At 70.6% G+C, this 22,919-nt stretch carries 27 protein-coding genes and 2 pseudogenes; 15 read left to right on the top strand and 14 right to left on the bottom strand.

The features are described from left to right. Window positions 1-162: 162 nt before the first annotated feature. The gene (locus IE272_RS03740) at window positions 163-381 is read left to right on the top strand and encodes a DUF6243 family protein (RefSeq protein ID WP_056707594.1); all 219 of its coding nucleotides are present in this window, start codon (window positions 163-165) and stop codon (window positions 379-381) included. Window positions 382-517: 136 nt separating this feature from the next. Here the strand turns inward: IE272_RS03740 and IE272_RS03735 are convergent, their stop codons facing one another. The 4 genes from IE272_RS03735 to IE272_RS03720 are packed head-to-tail and all read right to left on the bottom strand — an operon-like array spanning window position 518 to window position 1,840. Beyond that, entirely contained in the window at window positions 518-889 is a 372-nt protein-coding gene (locus tag IE272_RS03735) for a hypothetical protein (protein ID WP_050360070.1), read from the bottom strand. Next, on the bottom strand, window positions 886-1,131 hold the full coding sequence (locus IE272_RS03730) for a hypothetical protein (protein ID WP_073959074.1): 246 nt from the start codon (window positions 1,129-1,131) through the stop codon (window positions 886-888). The genes IE272_RS03735 and IE272_RS03730 overlap by 4 nt, the downstream gene beginning before the upstream one ends. 29 nt (window positions 1,132-1,160) lie before the next feature. Beyond that, window positions 1,161-1,541: a hypothetical protein gene (locus IE272_RS03725; protein ID WP_190006243.1), complete on the bottom strand. Its 381-nt coding sequence runs from the start codon at window positions 1,539-1,541 to the stop codon at window positions 1,161-1,163. A 38-nt stretch (window positions 1,542-1,579) separates the two neighbouring features. After that, window positions 1,580-1,840, bottom strand: coding sequence for a hypothetical protein (locus IE272_RS03720; RefSeq protein ID WP_190006242.1), 261 nt, complete (start codon window positions 1,838-1,840; stop codon window positions 1,580-1,582). Between the two features lie 93 nt (window positions 1,841-1,933). Here IE272_RS03720 and IE272_RS03715 point away from each other — a divergent pair, with 93 nt between their 5' ends. Both IE272_RS03715 and IE272_RS03710 read left to right on the top strand, forming a co-directional pair. Then, window positions 1,934-2,773 carry a helix-turn-helix domain-containing protein gene (locus IE272_RS03715; protein WP_190006241.1) on the top strand — a complete coding sequence of 280 codons (840 nt, stop codon included), beginning with the start codon at window positions 1,934-1,936 and terminating at the stop codon, window positions 2,771-2,773. Then, window positions 2,770-2,979: a DUF397 domain-containing protein gene (locus IE272_RS03710; protein WP_190006240.1), complete on the top strand. Its 210-nt coding sequence runs from the start codon at window positions 2,770-2,772 to the stop codon at window positions 2,977-2,979. The genes IE272_RS03715 and IE272_RS03710 overlap by 4 nt, the downstream gene beginning before the upstream one ends. Before the next feature lie 74 nt (window positions 2,980-3,053). Here IE272_RS03710 and IE272_RS03705 read toward each other — a convergent pair whose 3' ends face one another. Together IE272_RS03705 and IE272_RS03700 are read right to left on the bottom strand one after the other, a co-directional pair. Further along, window positions 3,054-4,118: a cobalamin-independent methionine synthase II family protein gene (locus IE272_RS03705; RefSeq protein ID WP_190006239.1), complete on the bottom strand. Its 1,065-nt coding sequence runs from the start codon at window positions 4,116-4,118 to the stop codon at window positions 3,054-3,056. A gap of 100 nt (window positions 4,119-4,218) precedes the next feature. Then, on the bottom strand, window positions 4,219-5,085 hold the full coding sequence (locus tag IE272_RS03700) for a sigma-70 family RNA polymerase sigma factor (protein WP_190006238.1): 867 nt from the start codon (window positions 5,083-5,085) through the stop codon (window positions 4,219-4,221). Between the two features lie 132 nt (window positions 5,086-5,217). On the opposite strand from IE272_RS03700, the gene IE272_RS03695 reads away from it, so the two are divergent. Continuing rightward, on the top strand, window positions 5,218-5,571 hold the full coding sequence (locus IE272_RS03695) for a DoxX family protein (protein ID WP_050360062.1): 354 nt from the start codon (window positions 5,218-5,220) through the stop codon (window positions 5,569-5,571). 53 nt (window positions 5,572-5,624) lie between these two features. On the opposite strand, the gene IE272_RS03690 is transcribed toward IE272_RS03695, so the two are convergent. Then, window positions 5,625-6,512: a S1 family peptidase gene (locus tag IE272_RS03690; RefSeq protein ID WP_056706825.1), complete on the bottom strand. Its 888-nt coding sequence runs from the start codon at window positions 6,510-6,512 to the stop codon at window positions 5,625-5,627. A gap of 77 nt (window positions 6,513-6,589) precedes the next feature. Continuing rightward, a complete protein-coding gene (locus IE272_RS03685) occupies window positions 6,590-7,345 on the bottom strand; it encodes a hypothetical protein (RefSeq protein ID WP_050360059.1) in 756 nt (251 codons plus the stop codon). 209 nt (window positions 7,346-7,554) lie between these two features. Here IE272_RS03685 and IE272_RS03680 point away from each other — a divergent pair, with 209 nt between their 5' ends. Further along, entirely contained in the window at window positions 7,555-8,208 is a 654-nt protein-coding gene (locus IE272_RS03680) for an HAD family hydrolase (protein WP_098892687.1), read from the top strand. Here IE272_RS03680 and IE272_RS03675 read toward each other — a convergent pair. Next, window positions 8,202-8,543 carry a cupin domain-containing protein gene (locus tag IE272_RS03675; RefSeq protein WP_190006237.1) on the bottom strand — a complete coding sequence of 114 codons (342 nt, stop codon included), beginning with the start codon at window positions 8,541-8,543 and terminating at the stop codon, window positions 8,202-8,204. The two genes, IE272_RS03680 and IE272_RS03675, sit on opposite strands and share 7 nt — an antisense overlap. 102 nt (window positions 8,544-8,645) lie before the next feature. Between IE272_RS03675 and IE272_RS39265 the strand changes: the two are divergent. From IE272_RS39265 to IE272_RS03655, 5 genes and pseudogenes are all read left to right on the top strand, one after another. Next, window positions 8,646-8,807: pseudogene (locus IE272_RS39265) on the top strand (transposase); the annotation flags it as partial. Continuing rightward, window positions 8,780-9,055, top strand: coding sequence for a transposase (locus tag IE272_RS03670; protein WP_373304158.1), 276 nt, complete (start codon window positions 8,780-8,782; stop codon window positions 9,053-9,055). The pseudogene IE272_RS39265 and the gene IE272_RS03670, both read left to right, overlap by 28 nt. 92 nt (window positions 9,056-9,147) lie before the next feature. After that, window positions 9,148-9,396 (top strand): annotated as a pseudogene (locus tag IE272_RS03665) (PadR family transcriptional regulator); the annotation flags it as partial. Window positions 9,397-9,443: 47 nt separating this feature from the next. Beyond that, window positions 9,444-10,130 carry an ABC transporter ATP-binding protein gene (locus tag IE272_RS03660; protein WP_190006236.1) on the top strand — a complete coding sequence of 229 codons (687 nt, stop codon included), beginning with the start codon at window positions 9,444-9,446 and terminating at the stop codon, window positions 10,128-10,130. A gap of 113 nt (window positions 10,131-10,243) precedes the next feature. After that, entirely contained in the window at window positions 10,244-12,544 is a 2,301-nt protein-coding gene (locus IE272_RS03655; RefSeq protein WP_190006330.1) for an ABC transporter permease, read from the top strand. 120 nt (window positions 12,545-12,664) lie between these two features. On the opposite strand, the gene IE272_RS03650 is transcribed toward IE272_RS03655, so the two are convergent. Then, a complete protein-coding gene (locus IE272_RS03650; RefSeq protein WP_032791228.1) occupies window positions 12,665-13,267 on the bottom strand; it encodes a TetR/AcrR family transcriptional regulator in 603 nt (200 codons plus the stop codon). Between the two features lie 122 nt (window positions 13,268-13,389). Here IE272_RS03650 and IE272_RS03645 point away from each other — a divergent pair, with 122 nt between their 5' ends. Together IE272_RS03645 and IE272_RS03640 are read left to right on the top strand one after the other, a co-directional pair. Next, window positions 13,390-14,502 (top strand): AF_0692 family protein, encoded by a 1,113-nt coding sequence (locus tag IE272_RS03645; protein WP_229897195.1) that lies wholly within the window; start codon window positions 13,390-13,392, stop codon window positions 14,500-14,502. An 85-nt stretch (window positions 14,503-14,587) separates the two neighbouring features. Next, on the top strand, window positions 14,588-15,556 hold the full coding sequence (locus IE272_RS03640; protein WP_050360055.1) for a glutaminase: 969 nt from the start codon (window positions 14,588-14,590) through the stop codon (window positions 15,554-15,556). A 26-nt stretch (window positions 15,557-15,582) separates the two neighbouring features. On the opposite strand, the gene IE272_RS03635 is transcribed toward IE272_RS03640, so the two are convergent. The 3 genes from IE272_RS03635 to IE272_RS03625 all read right to left on the bottom strand — a co-directional run bounded on the left by IE272_RS03635 (window position 15,583) and on the right by IE272_RS03625 (window position 17,890). Further along, window positions 15,583-16,101, bottom strand: coding sequence for a pyridoxamine 5'-phosphate oxidase family protein (locus IE272_RS03635; RefSeq protein WP_190006235.1), 519 nt, complete (start codon window positions 16,099-16,101; stop codon window positions 15,583-15,585). 89 nt (window positions 16,102-16,190) lie between these two features. Further along, the gene (locus IE272_RS03630) at window positions 16,191-16,928 is read right to left on the bottom strand and encodes a class I SAM-dependent methyltransferase (protein WP_190006328.1); all 738 of its coding nucleotides are present in this window, start codon (window positions 16,926-16,928) and stop codon (window positions 16,191-16,193) included. 68 nt (window positions 16,929-16,996) lie between these two features. Then, window positions 16,997-17,890, bottom strand: coding sequence for an NADP-dependent oxidoreductase (locus IE272_RS03625; protein WP_190006234.1), 894 nt, complete (start codon window positions 17,888-17,890; stop codon window positions 16,997-16,999). 69 nt (window positions 17,891-17,959) lie between these two features. On the opposite strand from IE272_RS03625, the gene IE272_RS03620 reads away from it, so the two are divergent. Further along, the gene (locus IE272_RS03620; RefSeq protein ID WP_190006233.1) at window positions 17,960-18,538 is read left to right on the top strand and encodes a TetR/AcrR family transcriptional regulator; all 579 of its coding nucleotides are present in this window, start codon (window positions 17,960-17,962) and stop codon (window positions 18,536-18,538) included. A 13-nt stretch (window positions 18,539-18,551) separates the two neighbouring features. Here IE272_RS03620 and IE272_RS03615 read toward each other — a convergent pair whose 3' ends face one another. After that, a complete protein-coding gene (locus IE272_RS03615) occupies window positions 18,552-19,745 on the bottom strand; it encodes a PP2C family protein-serine/threonine phosphatase (RefSeq protein ID WP_190006232.1) in 1,194 nt (397 codons plus the stop codon). A 264-nt stretch (window positions 19,746-20,009) separates the two neighbouring features. On the opposite strand from IE272_RS03615, the gene IE272_RS03610 reads away from it, so the two are divergent. Next, the gene (locus tag IE272_RS03610) at window positions 20,010-21,455 is read left to right on the top strand and encodes a basic amino acid/polyamine antiporter (protein ID WP_056706815.1); all 1,446 of its coding nucleotides are present in this window, start codon (window positions 20,010-20,012) and stop codon (window positions 21,453-21,455) included. Window positions 21,456-21,564: 109 nt separating this feature from the next. Beyond that, complete coding sequence (locus IE272_RS03605; protein ID WP_050361400.1) at window positions 21,565-22,821, top strand: arginine deiminase; 1,257 nt, start codon at window positions 21,565-21,567, stop codon at window positions 22,819-22,821. Window positions 22,822-22,919 lie beyond the last annotated feature (98 nt).

Genomic DNA, 22,919 nt, shown 5'->3' with positions numbered 1-22,919 from the left:
GTGCGGGGCGCTTCGGGCGCGGGGTACGGTTTCCGCATGTCTTCGTTCTTCCAGATCTACGAGTGAGAGCGCGGCGGGTTGCGATCACCCGCCGCCCACCGGATCGATCTCGATCACCTGATCACTTCCTTCCTCACTTCTCACCACGAATGGGAGAACGCCGTGGCCAAGAGCCGCAACAACCTCCTCGGCGTCGGCGGACAGCGCAAGAAGCTGTCCCGCGCCGAACAGCAGGGCGCGGGTTCCGCGCGAGGCGCCGACCGCAAGGCCGCCGAGGACAAGAAGCAGGAGCTGGTGCGCAAGATGCGCGAGCGCGCCGAGGCCCAGGCGGCCACCACCGCCGCCGAGCCCGGCGAGCAGGACGCTCCCGCGCAGAGCTGACACCCGAGAGCTGCCCGAGCGGTAGCCCGTACGTCCCGTACGACCGTGGGCCCGGATCATCCGTGATCCGGGCCCACGCGTGTGTCTCCATGAGGGAAGTGGGGGAAGGTGCCGGGAGCCTCATCTGTTCCGCCCGTCACCGGCGGAACAGATGAGGGTGCCGCCGCGCCAGCTCCCGCGTGATCGCCTCGTCGGTGGGGTCCGTGACCTCCCAGTCGTGCCCCGACGGGTGCCCGGCGAACAGACCGCAGGCCGCGTCCGCGTTCCGTGGGTCGCGTACCGCGCACCAGGGGAGCGGCAGCAGCCGGACCTGCCCGGCGCGCCACCGCGCCCAGACGGCGCTTCCCGGCCGCCCGCCCTCGTCCCACAGCAGCGTCGCGTGCGCCTCGTCGTGGCCCTCCCCGAGTTCGCAGAGCAGGTGTCCGGCCTCCGGGCGGCGATCCGGGACCGACAGGGCGAGCACGTGCTCCGGGGGCGGCAGTAACGCGACGGCGGTGCACTGGTTCATGGGTACGGGCCGCCTTCGGGGGAGTCGTCCGGTACGAGCCGCTCCGCGATCAGGTCGCCGAGCGGGTCCTCCACGTCCCAGGAATGGGGCGCCTGGGCGGCGTGTTCGGTGTGCGGCCCGTCGTGCTCGCCGAGTTCGCACAGGACGTATGGCTCCGGATCGTCGGTGTCGTCCGCCCCGGGAGCGAGGAACCGCAGCACGGCATCGGGAGGGAGAAGTGTGACGGCGGTGCACTGGAGCACGGTGTTCAACTCCGGTTCGTGTGGCGGGATTAGTGGTCGGTCGGGTGGCCGCGCCACCCGGCGAGCGTCAGGCTGAGCCCGACGGCGGGGTCGAGCACGGTGAACAGCGCGGGGAACCCGGCCTCCAGGGCCCGTATCGCGTGGTCCTGGTGCGCACCGCCGGTGGCCCAGCGACGCAACTCCTCAGGTGCGTCCGAGCCGTGGAAGCGGACCGGGCGTACGTCGCGGGCCGGCAGCCGTACGGATTCGGGAGCGAGGACGAGCCCATGGCCGTCGGCCAGGCGCAGGGCCTGCCGCCGGAGCCAGAGGAGGGCGAGCCGCCGGTTCCGTACGACGACCCCGCCGAGCGAGGCGAACCGCTGCCCGTCGGACAGGGTGACCTCGGCCGCGTAGACCGCCGCGCGCGTCATGCGGGCCGCCGGGGTTCGCCGAGCGGGCGGCGCGGCGTTCACAGGACCTCGCCCCGGCTACGGGCGTTGAGGCGCGCGGTACGGGCGCGGAGCTGCTCCATCAGGACGGCGGGCCGAACATGGCGGGGCTCGACCTCCCACTCCGCGCCGCCCCCTACCGGCCGCAGCGACCAGTAGGGGCCGGCGACCCCGCGGAACTCCCCCACGCGGTCGGTGCGGCTGGTGTCGACCAGGAGGGCTCCGAGGACGGGGAGGGCAGGGGGCACCTGGCTATTCGGGCGTACGTTCTCGCCGTACATCGATCGCTCCTCTCCGTAGCCGTTCGGCTACCGGGGCGATTCAGCGTGACCTAGGGTCATGACGTCTTCAACGTGGGGATCTGGGAGGGCACGTTGGTCAACATCAAGGAACTGAACCCCGAGGCGAGTCTGCAAGCGGCCTTCGGTGCTCGTCTGCGCAGGATGCGCGAGGAGCGTGGCTGGATTCAGGACCAGGTAGCTGACATGGTCGGCTGCTCGGGCAGGCACATCTCGGCGATCGAAACTGGCCGCAAACCGGCGACTCTGCCGTTCGCGAGGAAAACGGACCGGTTATTTGATCTCATCGGTTCGAGCGAGTCGTTCGAGCGCCAGTGGCAGGAGATGAAGCACGGCAACCTGCTGGAGGGCTTCCCGGAGTATGTGGGGTACGAGGGCCGGGCGGTGGAGATCAGACTGTTTGAGGTCGGCCTCGTCCCCGGGCTGTTGCAGACGCCGGAGTATGCCCAGGCGGTGGCCTACGGCGATGTCCTGCGTGGGTCCATCACCCCCGCGCAGGCCAACGAACGGGTCTCGTTCCTTGCGGAGCGGCAATCGGCGCTCGTCCGGTCCCGACCGCCCATGGTGTTCGTCGTCATGGACGAGAGCTGCCTGTACCAAGCTGTCGGCGGCCCGGAGATCATGGATGCTCAGCTGCAACGGCTCCAGGAGATGGCCGCTCTGCCCAACTGGATCATTCAGGTGGCACCGTTCAGCCTGGGGGCGAGAAGGGCGTTCAACCTGCCGGTCAACCTGCTCACCCTTGCGGACCGTTCCATCGTCGCGTATGCCGAATCACAGGCGCAGGGGCACGTCGAGCGCGAAACGTCGTCCGTGTTGCCGATGCTCACGTCCTACCATCAACTCCAGGGCGAAGCGCTGTCGAAGGCGGCGTCTGTGGCCAAGATCAGCCAGTTGCGAAAGGGCACCCCGTGACGACCGAATCCCCCCGTTGGTTCAAGTCCTCGTACAGCTCGAACGGCGGCAACTGCATCGAGGTCGCCGCCAACCTCGCCGCCGCGCGTGGCATCGTCCCGGTCCGTGACTCCAAGGTCGTGGACGGGCCCGTGGTCGCCGTCCCCGTCACCGCCTTCGCGGCGTTCGTCGCGGGCGTGCGGGGCGGGACGTTCGACGCCGTCTGAGGAACCGAGCAACCGGATGCCCCACCGTGCGCGGCACGGTGGGGCATTGTGGCGTTGCGGCAGGGCGGGTCGGGTCAGAGACCCAGTGCCTCCGCAGCCAGGGCGGTGCCCTTGACCCGTGCGTCGATCTTGGCGAAAGCGAGGTCGCGTGAGGTGGAGGCGTCGTCGGCGAAGGGGGCGAAGCCGCAGTCGTCGCAGGTGCCCAGCCGGTCCACCGGGATGTATTGCGCGGCCAGGAGCACTCGGTCACGTACCTGCTCGGGTGTTTCGACCGAAGGGTCGATGGGGTCGGTCACCCCGATGAACACCCGGGCGGTCGGCGGCAGGTGCTCCTGGACGACGGCCAGGACCCGCTCGGGGTCCGCCTCGCTGGCCAGTTGGAGGTAGAAGTTTCCCGCCTTGAGCTGGAAGAGCTTGGGCAGCAGTTCCGCGTAGTCGATGTCGAGGCTGTGGGTGGAATCCTGGTCGCCGCCGGGGCAGGTGTGGACTCCGATACGGGCGCGTTCCTCGGGACCGAACCGTCCCAGGACCTCGTTGTTGAGGGCGATGAAGTCGTCCAGCACGGAACCACTGGGGTCGAGCTTCAGTGACAGCCTCCCTTCGGTGAAGTCGAGTTGGACGACATGCGCGCCGGCGTCCAGACACCCGCGGATGTCGGCCTCCGCCTCGTCGGCGAGATCACGCAGGAAGTCCTCGCGGGAGTATCCGTCGATGGGTGTCGCCGGGTACAGCAGGCTGAGGGCGGACGGGGCGATGACGGCCTGCTTCACCGGTTTGTCGGTGAGCTGCCGCGCGGCGCGCAAGTAGGTCTCGGCCCGTACTCGGTAGCGGAAGGGGCCTTCGGTGATGCAGGGGAGTTGGCGGGTGTGTCCGTCGGCGAACGGGATGACGGCGCCGTCCGGGGACAGCGTGCTCAGGCCGGCCAGCGGGTAGGTGGCGAAGCTGGGTTTGCCCTGTTCGCCGTCGACCAGGACGGGGCTGCCCGTCCCTTCCAACTGCGCCAGGGTGTCGGCGACGGCCTGTTCCTGCCGCTTGGCGAGGTCGCTGTCGTCTAACTGGCCGCTTGCGTGGGCGGTGAGGGCTTGGCCGAGCGCGGAGGAACGCGGAAGGCTGCCGATGGGCTCCGTGGGGATGGTCATGCTCGGTAGCGTAGGGAAGCTTTGGTTCCGATATCGGCAGAACCCTGGATGTCCGACCTCACGGGCGACTTGGGCGAAATCCGGGGTGACTGACGGAGTGTCAGAGGGTATTCGGGGGCCCCGGTGCGTCGAACCGGTCCTCGGTCCGTGCCGACCGCAGCGTGATGCGGGTGACCTGTCCGCCCGCCGTGCTGATCTCGACCGTGGCGAAGGGGTGCCCGCCCGGGGCGATGACGTACATCGGCCGGCCGTTGACGGTGAGGCGGCAGGCCGCCCGGATGCGGTCGCGGAACCGGGCGGTCTCGGCGGCGATGTCGGAGGCGCCGGTGACGGTGGTGCGGCCGCCGTGCGGCAGGAGCGCCGCCTCGGCGTCACGGACGCTGTCGGGTGCGAGGAGCTGGATCATCCTGCGCGCGTCCCCGGTCCGGGCCGCCGCCATGAAGGCGTCCACGATCTGCTGGTCCGCCCGGCCGCTCTCCTCCGCGCTCTGCCGTGCCGGGGCGAGGCGTCGGCGTGCGCGGCTGGCGTGCTGCTTGGCGCTGGGCACGGTCCCGCCCAACACCTCCGCGACCCGGTCGAACGGGGTGGAGAACAGGTCGTGCAGGACGTACGCGACCCGTTGGGGCGGGGTCAGCCGGTCCAGCAGGACCATCAGCGCCCGGGACACGTCCTCGGTGTGGAGGACCGCCTCGTCCGCGGCCAGGTCCGCGGCCGGGACGGCGTCCGCGAGCAGCGGCGCTTCGTTGCGACGGCGTCGGGCGCGCAGCTCGTCCAGGCAGACCCGTGCGGTGACGGTCGTGAGCCAGGCCGACGGGTTCTCGATCGATGCCGAGGACCGGGCGGTGGCGGCCCGTACCCATGCGGTCTGGACGGCGTCCTGGGCGTCGTGGGCCGAGCCCAGCATGCGGTGGGCGACCGACAGGAGATGCGGTCGTGCGGTCGCGAATTCCTCGACCGTGATCGGCATGGGTGTCACCTTCCGGGGCGGGCGGACGTCAGGACGGGTGGTTGAACCCATTCCCGTACGCCTTCCAGCCCGCGCCTCCCCGCGCGAGTCCCGAGGAGCTGAGCATCCCATGAGCCGACAGCCGGTGAGGACATGACCACCGTACTGCTCATCGCCACCGTGATCTGCGCCGTCGCGAACGCGTCCGACGCGGTCGCGAGCTACGCGCGTGCGCCTTTCGTACTGGCCAACTCGGCGGAGGTGCGCGTTCCGCCCCGGGCGGTGCCGCATCTGGCGACCCTCAAGCTCGCCGGTGCGGTGGGTCTGGTCGTCGGCCTGTCCGGGGCCCCCTGGCTGGGGCTGGCGGCGGGCATCGGCCTGGTCGCGTTCTTTGTCGGCGCGGTCCTGGCCCACGTCCGCGCCCGCGTCTTCCACAACATCGCCTTCCCGGCCGGCTTCCTGCTGCTCGCGGTCGCCGCCACCGTCCACTTCGCGGGCGGACGGTGACGGCGACGTGATCGTCTCCGCGCCTTGGCGACCCAGCGTGTCGGCGTCCCCGATCAGCCGTGGCGACCTGTCGCCTCACGGATCCAGCCCGCGTAGGCGGGAGCGCTGCTGTAGAGCCCCGGCCCCTCGCTGCAGGGCACACCCGGGGCGCCGGGGCCCGAGGTGACGCCTATGAGCTCCCAGCGCCCCTTCCGGTCCCGCTGGAGCTGGGGGCCGCCCGAGTCGCCGTTGCACGCCATGGCCTTGGGGGTCCGGCTGATGGTGCACAGGCGGGTGCGGTCCGCGTAGCCCGGTGCGCAGTCCGTCACCGCGCCCCGGCGGGTGTCGAGTTCCTGGAGCCGGTCGGGGAAGACCCACGGGGCGTCGGGTGCGTCGTCGGTCCTGCCGAAGCCCAGGATCCGGGTCGGGGTGCCGGGCGGCCCCGGACGGTCGGCCAAGCGGATGGGCTTCTCGGCGACCGGGCGGTCGAGACGGATCAGGGCGACGTCGTTGCGGTTGGGGCCGGTGTTCTCGCCGCTCCTGTAGCCGGGGTGGGACACCGTTTTCGCCACGGACCGGACCGTGCCCCCGGAGTCCTTCCACTCGCTGCCGATCCGGACGGTGCCGTCCAGGGTGACCAGCCCCGGGTCCACACAGTGGGCAGCCGTGAGCACCCATCGCGAGTCGATCAACGATCCCCCGCAGACACCCTTGAACGTGGGATCGTCCGCACCCGACACGGGGATCGACACCATGGACGGATAACGCTGCGTGGAATCCTTGCCGTTGACGATCGCCTCAGCGCTCCCGGTCATCGTGGCGGCACAGGCCGCTCCGGCCAGGACGACTGCTGCGGCGCGCGCCACCGTACGGCGTGAGGACTTCAAGCGGAACACTGGTTCTCCGATCGGCTGAGCATGTTCGACATGCTCAGCCTCCGCGATCAAGAGAACCTGATCCATCCGGTCAGCTGGCCTGTCCGAGGTCGGGCCAGCGGGCCCGTGCGGGGTGGGGAGACCCCCCGGACGAGGCGGGGAGCCTACGTCCGGTGTGCCGTCCTGTTCAGGTGCCGGGCGAAGAACCGGGCCCCGGTGTCCAGCTCGAACTGCGGGACGCCGGTGTGCCCGCCGAGGTTGGCGTGCAGGGTCTTCTCCGTGGATCCGAAGGCGTCGAAGAGGTCCAGGGCCGCCTGCCGGTCGTTCCCCTCGTCGTCCCACTGGAGCAGGACGTGCAGCGGAATGGTGACCCGGCGGGCCTCCTCGTACATGGCCGCGGGCACGAGACTCCCGGCGAAGAGCCCGGCGGCCACGATGCGCGGCTCCACCCTCGCGAGGCGGACGCCGATGGAGATCACCCCACCCTCGTACCCGACCGGTCCACCGATCCCGGGCAGCGCCAGGAGCGCGTCCAGGACGGCCCGCCATTCCGGGACCGCCTTGTCGACCAGCGGCAGGATGAGGGCGTCGACGATCTCGTCGCCGACCGGCCCGCCCGCCTCCATCGCCCGGCGCAGGTCGGCGCGGGCCTGCTCGGCGGCGGCCCAACGGGGCCGTTCACCGCTCCCGGGGAGCTCGATGGTGGCCGAGGCGAAGCCGTACTCCGCCGCGTAGTGACGGGCCCGCCCCGCCAGCCGGGGGTACATCCTGCGCAGCCCGAGCGGGGGGTGGCCGATCAGGATCAGCGGCGTCGGCGTGGGTGCGGACGCGGGCGTCCACAGGATGCCGGGGATGTCGCCGAAGCTGAATGCGCGTTCGAGGACACCGCCGTCGAGACGCTGTTCAGAAGTGAAATGCATGGTCGTGCCTTTCGGGAGGCTCATGAACGGCGCTCCCGGACGACCTACCGCCCGACCGTGACCCCGGAGGGGAGCACCCATGTCGATACAGCGTTCACGGGTACCACCTCCTCGTTCTCCAGCACGGCTCCCGGGAACGTAGCAGCGGTCGCGGTGGTCGGCCAAGCTGTGCTGCCGCGTGACGGGGACGGCACGTCTATCCTGCGGGCATGATCCAACCGATCGAACTCGTCATATTCGACTGCGACGGCGTGCTGGTCGACAGCGAACGCATCGCGGTGCGCGTGGACGCATTCGTCCTGGCCGAGTTGGGATGGGAACTCACCGAGGCCGAGATCATCGACCGGTTCATGGGCCGCTCCAGCCAGTCGATGACGCGGCAGGTGGAGGAGCACCTCGGGCGCAGCCTCCCGGCCGACTGGGAGGAAGAGTTCAAGCCCCTCTACCACGATGCGCTCGCCGCTGAACTCGCCCCCGTCCAGGGCATCGTCGACGCCCTCGATGCGCTCACGCACCTCCCCACCTGCGTGGCATCCAGCGGGAGCCACGACAAGATGCGCTTCACCCTGGGGATCACCGGCCTCTACCCGCGCTTCGAAGGACGCATCTTCAGCGCCACCGAGGTCGAGCACGGCAAACCGGCTCCGGATCTGTTCCTCCACGCCGCGCGACAGATGGGGGTCGCGCCCGAGGCATGCGCCGTGGTCGAGGACAGCCAGTACGGTCTCCAAGCAGCCCGAGCCGCAGGCATGCGCGCATTCGCCTACGACGGGGGAATGACTCCCGTGGACCGCCTCGAAGGACCCGGCACCGTCGTCTTCGACGACATGCGCAGACTGCCCGGCCTCCTCGCGGATCAGTGACCACCACCTGATCGCTCAAGGCCGTCATCCACAGGAACCGACCATTCCACGATCACCAACGTGCCCCGGCTCCCGGGGCGTACCGCGTGCGCAGTCCCCGCCGGCACCAGGAACAACTCGCCCGCCCCCACCGACACCGGCACGCCGTCCACCTCCAGCTCCAGCCGGCCGTCGAGGACGAGCAGAGCCTCGGCGTCCCCATGACTCTCTTCCGCGACCGGCAGCTCGTCCATGCGCAGCACTTTCACGCAGGCCGCCCCCACCATGCCCAGCACGCGCGAGCTCCACGCCTCCGGCAGACCGGCAGCCGTCTCCGCAAGGTCGACCGCACTCATGGCACGCCCCTCCCCGCGGACCCGGTCGGTGATGCCGAAACGGGCCCGCACATAAAGATCATTGGATGCCCTGAAACCTAACCGACCAGGGAAAACAAGGGGTTGACCGTTTGGCAAAGCCTGTCGCCGGGGCCAGCCACCAGGGCGTGTCCGCACCGGCGTCAGGTCCTCAACGGGATCCTGCGGAAGCTGTCCACGGGTGCCGCCTGGCGGGACCTGCCGGAACGGTACGGACCGTGGAAGACGGCCTACGAACGGTTTCGCCGCAGGTCGGCCCCCTCGCCTGCGACGGGCAGGGCCGGCCGCTCGCCTTCACGATCACGGGCGGGAACGTCAACGACTGCACGCAGTTCGAGCCGGTCATGGCCCGCATCGCCGTCAAGCGGGACGGCCCCGGCCGGTCCCGCACCCGGACCGAACGGGTGGCCGGCGACAAGGGCTACTCGTTCCGCAAGATCCGCGCCTGCCTGCGACTCTGGCTCCCCACCGACATTGCGGACACCCCCTGGTAAGGCCCCGCTCACTGCCCCTGTCAGTCCGTCAGGAAGACGCTCTACACCGTGCGTATACGCGATGTGTATACGCGCGGTGTAGAGTGCTCCGTATGTCCATCGGTCACACCCTCCCAGGGCTCCTGGAGTCCGGCCCCCGACACGGTTACGACCTGAAGCGGGCCTTCGACGAGAAGTTCGGGCACGACCGGCCGCTCCACTACGGCCAGGTCTATTCGACGATGTCCCGGCTGCTGAAGAACGGCCTGGTGGAGGTCGACGGGATAGAGGCGGGCGAAGGCCCCGAACGCAAGCGGTACGCGATCACCGAGGCGGGAGTCACCGACGTCCAGCGGTGGCTCGAACTCTCCGCTGCGCGCACCGGCAAACTCGCCGAGGCGGTGCCCCGATGACCCCCGCAGGCTCCCTGCTCGTGGCCCACGACCTGCGCAAGGCGTACGGCCCCACCAACGCCCTCGACGGCGCCGGCTTCTCCATCCACCCGGGCGAGGTCGTCGCCGTGATGGGCCCCTCGGGCTCCGGCAAGTCGACCCTCCTGCACTGCCTCGCCGGCATCGTGACGCCCGACTCGGGCTCGATCACCTACGGCGGCCGGGAGATGGCGGCCATGAACGACTCCCAGCGCAGCGCGCTGCGGCGCTCGGAGTTCGGGTTCGTCTTCCAATTCGGCCAGTTGGTGCCCGAGTTGACCTGTGTCGAGAACGTGGCCCTGCCGCTGCGGCTGAACGGCGTCCGGCGCAAGGAGGCCGAGGGCACTGCCCTGGCCTGGATGGAGCGCCTGGAGGTCGACGACCTGGCGGGCAAGCGGCCCGGCGAGGTCTCCGGAGGTCAGGGACAGCGCGTCGCCGTGGCCCGCTCCCTGGTCACCGGCCCGCGGGTGCTGTTCGCGGACGAGCCCACCGGCGCCCTCGACTCGCTCAACGGCGAGCGCGTGATGGAACTGCTCACGGACGCCGCCCGGTCCACCCGCGCGGCCGTCGTCCTCGTCACGCACGAGACCCGGGTGGCCGCGTGCTCCGACCGCGAGATCGTCGTGCGGGACGGGAAGTCCCGGGACCTGGAGCGCGTCGTATGAGTATCCCTCCATCGCCCACGGCCGCCCCGCCCGAGAATTCCTCGGAGTTGTACGCCGGAGAAGATCCCGGTGACAAGGCATCCAAGCTCCGGCAGTGGCCCGGAGACCTGGCCATGGGCCTCAAGTTCGCGTTCACCGGCGGCCGCGAGGGCTGGATACGTGCCCTGCTCACCGGTGTCGGCGTGGGGCTCGGGGTGGCGCTACTGCTGCTCACCACCGCCATCCCGAACGCGATGCAGGCGCGGGAGGACCGCGAGTACGCGCGCATGGACTTTGCGATAGGCGACGCCGAGCCGGCCAAGTCCGACAACACGGTGCTTGTCGCGCACGTCGACACCGAGTTTCGCGACCTGGAAGTACGCGGCCGCCAGCTGGAGCCCGAGGGTCCGCGGGCACCGCTGCCGCCCGGGATCAACAAGTTCCCCGCGCCCGGCGAGATGTTCGTGTCCCCCGCGCTGAAGGACCTGCTGGACTCCAAGGACGCCGGACTGCTGCGCGAACGGATCCCTTACCGCATCACCGGCAGCATCGGTGAGAGCGGTCTGATCGGCTCGGGCGAACTCGCCTACTACACGGGCGGCCGGAGCCTGGCCGAGTTCGCCGACGATTCCGCCATCTCGCGCATCGACACCTTCCAGGCGACGAAGGGGGCCTCCGGGGAGACGGACCCGGTCCTTCTCCTGCTCGTCCTCCTCGTCTTCGTGGTGCTGCTGATGCCGGTCGGCGTCTTCATCGCCGCGGGCGTGCGCGTCGGCGGCGAGCGGCGCGACCGCAGGCTCGCCGCGCTCAGACTTGTCGGCGCCGACAGTCGGATGACCCGCCGGATCGCCGCGGGCGAGGCACTCGGCGGCGCTTTCCTCGGGCTGGCCTTCGGTATCGGATTCTTCCTGATCGGTCGCCAGATCGCCGGCACCGTCGAGCTCTTCGGGGTCAGCGTCTTCCCGAGCTACCTCGACCCGGCGCCCGCGCTCGCCGTCCTGATCGCCGTCGCGGTCCCGGCGGCCGCGGTCGCGGTGACGCTGCTGGCCCTGCGCGGAGTGGTCATCGAGCCGCTCGGCGTGGTGCGCACGGCCAAGCCGGCGCGACGCCGGCTGTGGTGGCGGCTGCTGCTGCCCCTGGGCGGTCTCGGCCTGCTCGCCCCGATGATCGGCCAGGGCAGCGGCAACGGCACATTCAACGAGTACATGGTCGCCGGCGGTGTCATCCTGCTCCTCGTCGGTGTCACCGCGCTGCTGCCGTGGGTCGTGGAGAACGTCGTGGCCCGCCTGAACTCGGGCCCGGTCTCCTGGCAACTGGCCGTGCGCAGGCTCCAGCTGAGCAGCGGCACCGCGGCCCGCATGGTCAACGGCATCGCGGTGGCGGTCGCCGGAGCCATCGCTCTGCAGATGCTGTTCTCCGGCGTCCAGAGCGACTACACGGAGCCCACCGGCCAGGACGCCTCGCGCGTCCAGGTGGAAGTCTCCCTACCGGCTCCCGTCTCTCTCGCGGACGCACAGCGCAAGCTCGCCGACACCCCTGGCGTGCGCCGCACCGTCGCGGTGTCCACCACCTTGCTCGGTGTGAGCCGGAAGAACCCCGAGTCGTCCGTGGGACTCACCGTCGGCGACTGCGCCGCCCTGCGCGAGGTGGCGAAACTGCCCTCATGTCGCGAGGGAGACGCGTTCACCCTCCACGGCTCCTGGCCCGACGAGGAGACCGTGGAGCTCGCCGAACCCGGCCGGAAACTCTTCGTCAACCCGACCTTCGAGGACTCCGGGGAGCGTACCGAGGCACCATGGACGGTACCGCGGGACATCAAGAAGGCCGTCCCGTACAAGGACCCGACGGGCTGGGAGCGGAACGGCTTCCTGATGACCACCAAGGCGCTGCCCACCGCGGTCGCCTCCGACATCAGCGGAATTATCCACGCCAGACTCGACCCGTCGGTCCCGGAGGGGCTCGAGATGGTGCGCAACGCCGTCGCGGAGATCCACCCCCTCGCGATCCCCACGATGTACGCGCCGAACGAACGGTCGCAAAACTACGACATCATTCGCACCGGACTGTTCGTCGGCGCGGCTTGCGTCCTCGCACTGATCGGGGCGAGCCTGCTGGTCTCCCAGCTGGAGCAACTGCGCGAGCGGAGGAAACTGCTGTCGGCGCTGGTCGCCTTCGGCACCCGGCGCCGCACACTGAGCCTGTCGGTGCTCTGGCAGACCGCGATCCCGGTCGCCCTGGGCCTGGCCCTGGCCCTGATCGTGGGCCTCACCCTGGGCGGCGTCCTTTTGAGGATGACGGACACCGCGATCAGGGTGGACTGGGCGAGCGTGCTGGCCATGACAGGCATCGGCGCAGCAGCGGTCCTGGCCGTGACAGCTCTCAGCGTCCCCCCGCTACTCCGCCTGATGCGCCCGGACGGCCTGCGCACGGAGTAGCCCAAGCCGGGGGCGCGGAGAACGGCGGCGGCCCTTCAGGAACACGGGGAGCGGCGCGATTCCTCACTGGCCCTGAAGGTTGTTGCAGAACGCCCTGTCGCAGGCGTTCTGCAACAACCTTCAGCGCGCTTCGCCGCGGAGGTAGCGGGTCAGGATCAGCCGCAGGGTGGGGAGTTGCTCGGCGGGCTTGAACGCCGGGTCGGTGGCGGCACCTGTGTAGAGCGAGGCGATCAGGGTCACGACCCAGGAAGCCGTGGCGTCGGGGTCCAGCTCCGGATCGATCCGGCCGGCCGCCGCGGCCCTGCGGAGGAGGACGGCAACCGTCTTCTGCTCGTCGGCGGTGTCGCGGCTCAGTGCCGCCTCGACCTCCGGGTCCCGGTACGCCTGGACCATGGCCTCCATCACCAGGGGAGGGGCCAGCGGCTCCAGCGCCGGGGCCGCGAGCAGGTCGATGACCTCCAGCAGCGCGTTCCACGGGTCGTCGGCGACCTCCGCCGCCGCCATCCGTTCGGCCTTGTCGCTGTCCTCGTCCTCGAAGACGGCGAGGAAGATCGCCCGCTTGTTGGCGAAGTAGTGGAACAGGTTGCCCGCACTCATCCCGGCGGCCCTGCAGATCTCCGCCGTAGTGGTGCGCTCGAAGCCCTTCGTGGCGAACAACTGCGCCGCCGCGTCCACGATGTGCTGCCGCCGGGCTCGGTGCTTGGCCGGGTCGACCGTCCTCATGCCGTCGTCTCCTCTCCGGTGTGCCGCCATGCCCTGGTGTCCAGTCATGGTGCCTCACTCAATGATAGACCGAGCGCTCGGTTTATGATTTTATTCGTGCTCTCCTCACTGAAGGAACACCGATGACGTCTCACCAGGCGCCCATAACGGCACCTATAACGGCACCTATACCGGCGCCCCTACCGGCGCGTACCCGGATCGGAGCGGCTGTCGGGCTGCTGCTCCTGTCGCCGATCTGTGCCGAGTACCTGATCGGCTACGACCAGATCATCAGCAACCCGCTGGACATGCTGACCGGGTTGCTGGTGCTCGGTCCGCTGTACGGCACGGTCGCCGTACTGATCCGTGAGGTCGCCCGGCGGACCGGGCGCGGGTGGCCGACGATGCTGCTGCTGAGCGCGGCGTTCGGACTGATCCAGGCAGGTGTGATCGACCAGAGCCTGTTCAACCCGGACTTCGTCGACGAGGCGTCCTGGGACGACGACCGGTTGCCCACCTTCGTCGCCGGACTCGGGGTCAGCGTGAAGCACGTGGTGGGCTTCGTCGGCGGCCACGTCATCTGGAGTTTCTGCGCACCGATCGGCGTCGTGGAGTCCTGTGTCCCGCGCATCGCGGACCGGCCGTGGCTGGGACGGGTCGGGATCACCGTGATGATCGTCCTTTACGGGCTGGGCGCGCTGGTCATCTTCAAGGAGCACAGCAAGCAATTCCTGGCGACGCCCGCACAGTTCGGCACCGTCGGGTTGTTCGCCCTCGCACTGGCCGTGGCGGCCTTCGCGATACCGCGGAGGTTCCCCCGCCGAGGGGCCGACGGCCGAGGCGGCGAAGGCCGCGACGAGGGCGGTCGGGGCTCCGGCGGCAGGGTGCCGCCGGCGTGGGCGGTCGGCTGCGGGGCCGTGGTGCTCATGGGCGCGCACCAGTTGTCGTCGCCGGGCTGGGGCGGGGTCGCGCTGAATGTCGCGGCGCTGGTCCTGGCGGGCGGTGCGCTCCTGTGGTGGTCCGGGCGCCCGGACTGGGGGCCCGCGCACGTCCTCGCCGTGTGCGGTGCGGCCCTGGTGGTCAACGCCGCCCTGTCCTTCGTCGTCGAGCCGCTCGGTGACACGTCACCCGTGGTCAAGTACGGCGCCAACGGCGTGCTCATGATCGTCGTACTGCTCCTGCTCGGGTGGGCCCGGCGGAGGCTGCGGTTCACCGCCGCCGTCCCCCGGCCTCTCGAAGGGGCGCGTTCGGCCTGAGGCGGGTACGGGGTCAGACTGTGGGCGGCCCCGCTTCGGCTCCGCCCGCCGGGCCTCCTCGCTCCTCTCTCCGTCAGGAACCGCCGTGTCCCACCCCTCCGCCGCCCCTCGGGCGAACAGCGCCGCCCCACGTGCCGGCTCGCACCGCTTCAGCGCCGTCCTCAGCCGGATCGCCGAGGAGATGGCCGCACTCCCCGACCACGGCACCCCCGCCGACTACATTCCGATGCTCGCCGGCGCCGACCCCCGCCGCTTCGGCATGGCCGTCGCGGAGCCGGACGGAACCGTCTACGGCGTCGGCGACTGGCGGCAGCCGTTCTCGACGCAGTCCCTGTCCAAGGTGTTCGCCCTGGCGCTGGCGCTCTCCCTGGACGGCGAGCAGATATGGCGGGGAGTCGGCCGGGAGCCTTCGGGCAACCCGTTCAACTCCCTGGTGCAGTTGGAGTACGAGAACGGCATCCCCCGCAACCCGTTCATCAACGCCGGGGCCCTCGTGGTGACCGACCGGCTCCAGGCGCTGACCGGGGACGCCGCCGGCCAGGTGCGGGAGCTGCTGCGCTCGGAGAGCGGCAACGCCGCCATCGACTTCGTACCGGAGGTCGCCGCCTCCGAAGCGGCCTTCGGCGACCGCAACGCCGCGCTGGCCCACTTCATGGCCTCCTACGGCAACATCACGCTCCCGGTCCCCGAGCTGCTCGCCGCCTACTTCCGCCAGTGCTCGATCGAGGCGTCCTGCGCGGACCTGGCCCTCTCCGCGGGGTTTCTGGCCCGGCACGGCGTCCGGGCCGACGGTTCCGCGCTGCTGACCCGCAGCCAGGCGAAGCAGGTCAACGCGGTCATGCTCACCTGCGGGACGTACGACGCGGCCGGAGAGTTCGCCTACCGGGTGGGGCTGCCGGGCAAGAGCGGCGTCGGCGGGGGCATCATCGCGATCGTGCCCGGGGAGTGCACCCTGTGCGTATGGAGCCCGGGTCTCGACCGGCGCGGCAACTCGGTGGCGGGCGTGTCGGCCCTCGCCCGCTTCACCACGCTCACCGGGCTGTCCGTCTTCTGATGTATCTCCTGGGGAGAAGTGCCGTGCTACTGGACGGACTTGGTCCAGAACTGGCGCGGCGCGAAGCCTTCGCGCCGCAGCCAGTGCTCCGTATAGACGATCCGCTCGGCGTCGATCACGACGAGAGGGCCCGACTGGGGTTCGTCGAGAGAACGTGACCGCTCGACATGGTCGGACTGCCAGCGGAACGCCGGCCAGTAGTGCTCGAAGGCGGGGTCGTCCTCGGACAGAACGCGAGCCCGCCCGAAGAGCTGGGCTCCCCGGCTGCTGGCCTGTCCGACCAGCGGGGCGAAGATTCCCACCGACACACGGGGGTCGGCGGCGAGATTCCTCATCTTCGGGGAACCGGGCGCCGTACTGAACATCACCGCGAAGTCGAGGGGGAAGTACCGCACCGGTGTCGCGAGGGGCCCTTCCGGTCCCGCCGTCGCGAGTACACACATGTTCTGCGTCGAGAGCAGGTTGAGTATGCGTTCTTCCAGGCGCTCGCGATCGAGCCGCTTCTTGGGTGACGCGCCGGCCAGCCACGGGTTGGTCACAGGCATGGTCGAGTCTCCCATGCCTCGTCACCCGCGTCGCGGGGCTTCGGCCACTTGCTGCCGACTGCCGTCGTGGCGTCATGTCTGCAAGGGCGTCATGCCTGCAAGGCGACGAGGCGGTACAGCGGGTCCGGGCGGGGCGTGTCCTGGTCCGGCAGTGCGGCGAGCCGCCGGCACACGTCGACCACCTGGTCCCGGGGCGCGTGTGTGCACCAGGAGATGCGGCCCACCTCGATCACCTCGCGCCACCCGCGAGGGCTGCGGCCCTGTCCCGTGCCGGGGAACCAGGTCTGGCCGGCTGTCCCCAGTTCCTGTTCCGCCGCCCAACGGAGCAGCCGGGCGGACCGGTCGGGCACCTGGGGTGCGTACTGGTGGCGCAGGTCCGCCGTGGCCTCGGCGATGTCGCTGTCCTCGGCGAAGTGCGCGTCGTTCTTGTCGACGGTGGTGATCAGCACCCCGCCGGGCCGCAGCACCCGGGCCGCCTCGGCCAGCACGGGCACGGGGTCCGGCAGCAGATGCAGCAGCCAGACGATCACGACGGCGTCCACCGCGTCCGACGCGAAGGGCAGCCTCGTGGCGTCGCCCCGCACGACGCCTCCCGGCACCCGTCGCGCGGCGAGGCTCAGCATCCCGGGCGAGCGGTCGACGCCCACCACCGTCCGCCCCGGCCGCGGCAGCCGTTCGGTCACGATGCCTGTGCCGCAGGCGATGTCCAGGACGGCGCAAGGCCCTTGCGGCAGGAGCCGTTCCACCGCGTCCGCCGCCGCCCTGGCCCTCGGTTCACCACCCCGGGACGCGTCGTAGTGCCGGGCCTCGTCGTCGTAGTCGAGCATGTCCATCCCCTGTCCCCGCGCCTGCCGCCGTGCCCGGCGCACCCTACGGACCGTGACCCGCCTCGTGGTCAGACGATCACCACCCGGCGGCCCCGCGTATGCCCCGCCCGGCTGTCGATGTGCGCGGCGGCCGCCGCGGCGAGCGAGTAGGCCTTCTCCACCGGGATGTGCAGCCTGCCGCGTGAGATCAGTGCCGCCGCCTCGGCCAGCGCGTCCGGCACGCTCCCCGCCACGCCGGAGAAGCGGACGCCGAACTCCGGTGCGTCCAGGTCCGCGATGGTGACCACCTTCCGTGGGTCACCGGTCAGTTCGACCAGTTCGCCGAGCACGCCCGAGCCCGCCAGGTCGAGCGCGGCGTCGACGCGGCCGAGCAGTCGCACGCGCTCGACCCAGCCATCGCCGTACGTCGTGGCGAGCGCGCCCAGGCCGCGCAGGTAGTCCTGGTTGGCGGAGCCCGCCGTGCCGATGACCGTGATGCCCCGGTCGCGGGCGATCTGCAGCACCGCCGAACCGACCCCGCCGGACGCGCCGTTGACCAGCAGCGTCTGACCGGGACGGACCCCGACCTCGCGCAGGACGCGCAGCGCGGTCTCCACCACGGACGGGTAGCCGGCCGCCTCCTCGAACGTCAGGCCCTCGGGCATCCGGGCCCATGCCGACAGCACGGCGAACTCCGCGTACGTGTCGGAGCCCTCGCCGAACACGTGGTCGCCGACCGCCACCCCCTCGACGCCCTCGCCCACCTCGTCCACCACTCCCGCGGCGTCGAGGCCGACTCCTGACGGCAGTTCGACCGGATGGGCTCCTAGGACCTGGCCTTCGCGGATGCGCCAGTCGACGGGGTTCACCCCTGCGGCGCGTACGCGGACGCGTATCCGGCCGGGGCCCGCGTGGGGCTCATCGGCATCCATGAGGTGGAGGACATCCGGGCCGCCGAACGCGGCGAAGCTCACTTTCTTCATACGCCGAACGTAGCACTAACCGTTAGCTTTTCGCATCGGTTACGTTTTTGTATTTGCTAGTGTCAGCGCATGACCGAGCTCCCCGGGCGTCGCGAGCGCAAGAAGGCCGCGACCCGCCAGAAGATCGCCGACACCGCTCTGCGGCTCTTCCTGGAGCGCGGGTACGACGCCGTGGGCATCCGTGACGTGGCGGCCGAGGCGGACGTGGCCGTCACCACGCTCTTCTCCCACTTCGCCTCCAAGGAAGCGCTGGTCTTCGAGCAGGATCAGGGCTTCGAGCAGGGACTCGTCCGGGCGGTGGCCGGCCGGGCGGCGGACGAGCCGCTGATCCCCGTGCTGCGCCGCGAGATCCACGCCCTGGTGCGCCACTGCGCGGCGCCCGGGGCCGCCCCGGTGCGGAACATGATCGAGTCGTCGCCGTCCCTGCGGGAGCACGAGGAGTCGATGCGGCTGCGCCACGCGGAGTCGCTGGCCGCCGCCATCGCCGCCGACCTCGGCGTACCGGAGTCGTCGACGGCCTGCCGGACCATCGCGAGGTTCGCGATCGACGCCTACGCGCTGGCCCGCGAGGCAGACGATCCGCAGGGCGCGGTGGACGAGATCTTCCGGATGATCGAGGCGGCGTGGGGGGCCTCCCGCCTCGCCTGAGGAGCGTTCGGGCTCAGATGTCCGACCGGCGGAGCTCGCTGTGAGGGCCGTGCCAGTCCAGGCACAGGGCGGTGGCGTCGTCCTTCGGCGGTCGGCCGCCATAGGCGTCGGCCACCGCGGTGACCAAGGTGCGGACGACCTCGCGCGGGTGCTCGGCCGCGGTTCTCAACAGGAGACCTGGCAGGTCGACCTTCTCCGCCTCGCGTTCCTGCATTCCGTCGGTGAACAGCACAAGGCGGTCACCGGGGCGCAGATCGATGTCCTGTACCTGATAGGCGCCCTGCGGGGGGAAGCCGAAGGGCATGTTGACGGCCAGGCCCAGTTCCTCGACCGTGCCCTCGCGCAGCCGGAGCGGCCCGGGGTGGCCGGCGTTGACCAGTTGGGCGCCGCTTCCGTCAAGGGCGATGCGGAGCAACTGGCCCGTGGCGTAGGCGTGGCGCCCGTGGTCGAGGAGGGCCTGATGCATGTGGCGGGCCTGTTCGGCGAGGTCCGACCCGGCGCGGCGGGCGCCGCGGGAGGCGTTCACGACCAGGGTGGCGGTGAGGGAGGCGTCGACGTCGTGGCCCATGGCGTCGGTGACGGACAGGTGCAGGGTGTCGTGGTCGAGGCTGTAGTCGTAGGTGTCCCCGGCGATGTCGGAGGCCGGGACCAGGGCTCCGGCGAGGGCGAATTCTGCCGCCTCGCAGGAGGGGGCCGAGGGGAGGAGCTGCCGCTGGATCTCCGCCGCCAGGCTGACCGTCGTGGTGCGGTTTCCCCAGTGGTAGAGGTCGGTGAAGCGACGGTCGGTGACGATGATGTACGCCAGTGCGTGCGCGGCCTCCTCGACCTGCTCCAGCACGCTCTCGGTCACGACGTCGAGGAACAGCTCCAGCACACCGATGGTGTCACCGCGGTTGGTGACCGGCGCGAGCACGCGCTGCCCAAGCCCGTCCTCCTCCGTCAGCACCGGTTTCTGGGCGCGCAGAACCTTGTCGTAGATGCCGCTGCCGGCCAGGGGGACTCTCTCGGTCCGGTGCTCCTCGGAGACGCCGACCGTGTCGTTGACCCGCAGCAGACGGCTGCCGACCACGTCGACGAACAGGAACGACACGTACCGCGCACCGAACCGTGTGCGCAGATTGCGCGCCACGACATCGATCGAGTCCACCGGGGCCGCGTTCTCCGCCGCCGCCAGCACTTCGGCAAGTCCCATCCGGTCACACGTCATCGCAGCCTCCAAAAGTTGAGAGTGCTTCTGCCCGCTGACGCCTCTCTCATGGCCCAGGGAGAGAAATCCTGCGGTGGGGGCGGGAGGTTCCGACCGGGGCGGCCGGCCACAGGTGCGCCCGGAACGAGCCGAGTTCACCGGCGGTGTCCAGCTCCGCGAGCAGGCCCGGTGCACCACTCCGCCGGTGACGATATGGGCTGTATCGCCCCATAAAGTTGCTAGCTTTCCCTGGTTGGCCGATGACCGCATCGACAGGGGAACGCCATGACGCACGCCGGACCCGAGGCCGAGGCGCGACCGGCGGTGAAGCTGACGCTCCTGACGCTCACCGCGATGGTCGTCGGCTCGATGGTGGGCGCCGGGGTGTTCTCGCTGCCGCGGCGCTTCGCACAGGAGACCGGCGTCGCGGGAGCGCTGATCGCCTGGGCCGTCGCCGGGACCGGCATGCTGATGCTCGCCTTCGTCTTCCAGACGCTCGCCGTCCGTCGGCCGGACCTGGACGCCGGGGTCTACGCGTACGCGAAAGCGGGCTTCGGCGAGTACCTCGGCTTCTTCTCCGCCTTCGGCTACTGGGCCAGCGCCTGCGTCGGCAACGTCACCTACTGGGTGCTCATCATGTCGACCGTCGGCGCGGTGGCGCCGGCACTGGGCGACGGTGACACCGTGACGGCGGTGGTGATCTCCTCGGTCGGCCTGTGGGGGTTCTTCCTGCTGATCCGCCGGGGCGTCAAGGAAGCCGCGGCGATCAACCGGATCGTCACCGTCGCCAAGATCGTGCCCATCATCTTCTTCGTGATCCTGGCGCTGTTCTACTTCGACGCCTCGGTCTTCGCGGACAACTTCGGCGGCGCCGACTACGCGGGCTCCCTCTTCGACCAGGTCCGCGGCACGATGCTCGCGACGGTCTTCGTCTTCCTCGGCGTCGAAGGGGCCAGCGTCTACTCCCGCCACGCCAAGCGCCGCGAGGACGTGGGGCGGGCCACCGTCCTCGGATTCCTCAGCGTGTTCGCCGTCTTCGCCTCCGTCACGATCGTCAGTTACGGACTGCTGCCGATGGCCGAGATCGCCGAGCTGCGGCAGCCCTCGATGGCCGAGGTGCTGGAGTCGGCGGTCGGCACCTGGGGCAAGGTCTTCGTCAGCGTGGGCCTCATCGTCTCCGTGCTCGGCGCCTACCTCGCCTGGACGCTGATGGCCGCCGAAGTCCTGTTCGTCGCCGCGAAGGACAAGGACATGCCCCGCTTCCTGGGGCGGTCGACCGGGGCGGACGTGCCCGAGGCCGCGCTGCTCATGACCACGTGCCTGAGCCAGGTCGTGCTGGTCGTGACGCTGTTCTCCGACGACGCCTTCAACTTCGCCCTCGACCTGACCAGCGCCCTGAGCCTGATCCCCTTCCTGCTGGCCGCCGCCTTCGCGGTGCGGATCGCCCGGCGGCCCGGCCGGTCCGACGTGGTGGGACGCAGTACCCGGCGCGAGCTGGTGATCGCCGTGGTGGCCACCCTCTACACCGCGTTCCTGCTGTACGCGGCGGGGCTGAAGTTCGTCCTCGTCTCCTTCATCCTCTACGCCCCGGCCACCTTCCTCTTCGTCAAGTCCCGCAGGGAACAGGGGCGCAGGCTCTTCTCCCCGGGCGAGGCCGTCATCTGCGCGGTCTCGGTCGCCGGAGCCGCCGCCGGGGTCGTGGCACTGGCCGCGGGCTGGATCGAGCTCTGAGCCCCCCGCACCTCCTCGCTCCTGGCCACCCGCTCGGAGCGACCCCGTACGTCCCCGCTCCGAGCGACCCCGTACGTCCCCTCTGCCGTCACCGAGCGAAAGGCCCATCGTGAACAGCACCGCCCCCGCTTCCGCCCTCGGCGTCCACTCCGAGGTGGGACGTCTGCGCAAGGTCCTGGTCTGCGCCCCCGGGCTGGCCCACCGGCGGCTGACCCCGACCAACTCCGGCGACCTGCTCTTCGACGACGTGATGTGGGTGGAGAACGCCCAGCGGGACCACGCCGACTTCGTCGCCCAGCTCACCGGGCGCGGCGTGGAGGTCGTCGAACTGCACGAGCTGCTCGCCGCCACGGTGGCCGAGCCCGAGGCCCGGGCGTGGCTCCTGGACCGGAAGATCACCGCCAACGAGGTGGGCCTCGGCCTGATCGACGACACCCGTGCCTTCCTGGAGACCCTGACCCCGCAGCACCTCGCGGAGTACCTGATCGGCGGGCTCGCCACCGCCGACCTCCCCGACGCGTTCCGCTCGGGGTACGTGGCGCTCGCCCGCGAGGGGGCCGGGGCGCGGGAGTACCTGATGCCGCCGCTGCCCAACACCCTGTACACCCGTGACACCACCTGCTGGCTGTACGGCGGAGTGACGCTGAACCCGCTCTACTGGTCCGCCCGGCGCGACGAGACCCTGCTGATGAAGGCGATCTACACCTTCCACCCCGACTTCCGGGGCTCCACCGTCTGGTGGGGCGACCCCGAGAAGGACTGGGGTCAGGCGACGTTCGAGGGCGGGGACATCATGCCCGTCGGCAACGGCGTCGTCCTCATGGGCATGAGCGAACGGACCTCCCGCCAGGCCATCACCCAGGTCGCGGCCGCCCTGTTCGAGCAAGGGGCGGCCGAGCACGTGATCGTCGCCGGGATGCCGAAACTGCGCTCGGCGATGCACCTCGACACGGTGTTCACCTTCGCGGACCGGGACATCGTCACGCTGTACCCGCGCATCATGGACGGCGTCCGCGCCTTCTCGCTGCGGCCGTCCGACCTGGCGCCCGGGATCGAGATCACCGACGAGGGCAGCACCCCGTTCACCGAGGTCGTGGCCCGCGCCCTGGGCCTCCCCCAGCTGAGGGTGATCGAGACGGGGGGCGACGTCTACGCCTCGGAGCGCCAGCAGTGGGACAGCGGCAACAACGCGGTGGCCCTGGAGCCCGGCGTGGTCTTCACCTACGACCGCAACACGCAGACGAACGCGCTGCTGCGCCGGGCCGGGGTGGAGGTCATCACCATCGTCGGCGCGGAGCTGGGCCGGGGCCGGGGCGGCGGGCACTGCATGACCTGCCCGCTGATCCGTGACGCGGTGACGTTCTGATCCCGCCCGGGCCGGTTCCGGATGGCGGAGAAGCGGCATCCCGAACTTCACGGCAACGCTAAGTTGTCCGTGACGCGTACCGGAGGGCGGACCATGGA

The sequence above is a fragment of the Streptomyces anulatus genome, from assembly GCF_014650675.1.
Taxonomy (GTDB): Bacteria; Actinomycetota; Actinomycetes; order Streptomycetales; family Streptomycetaceae; genus Streptomyces; species Streptomyces anulatus.
Note: the sequence above shows the minus strand (reverse complement) of the source record. Positions and strands in the feature narration are given on the sequence as shown.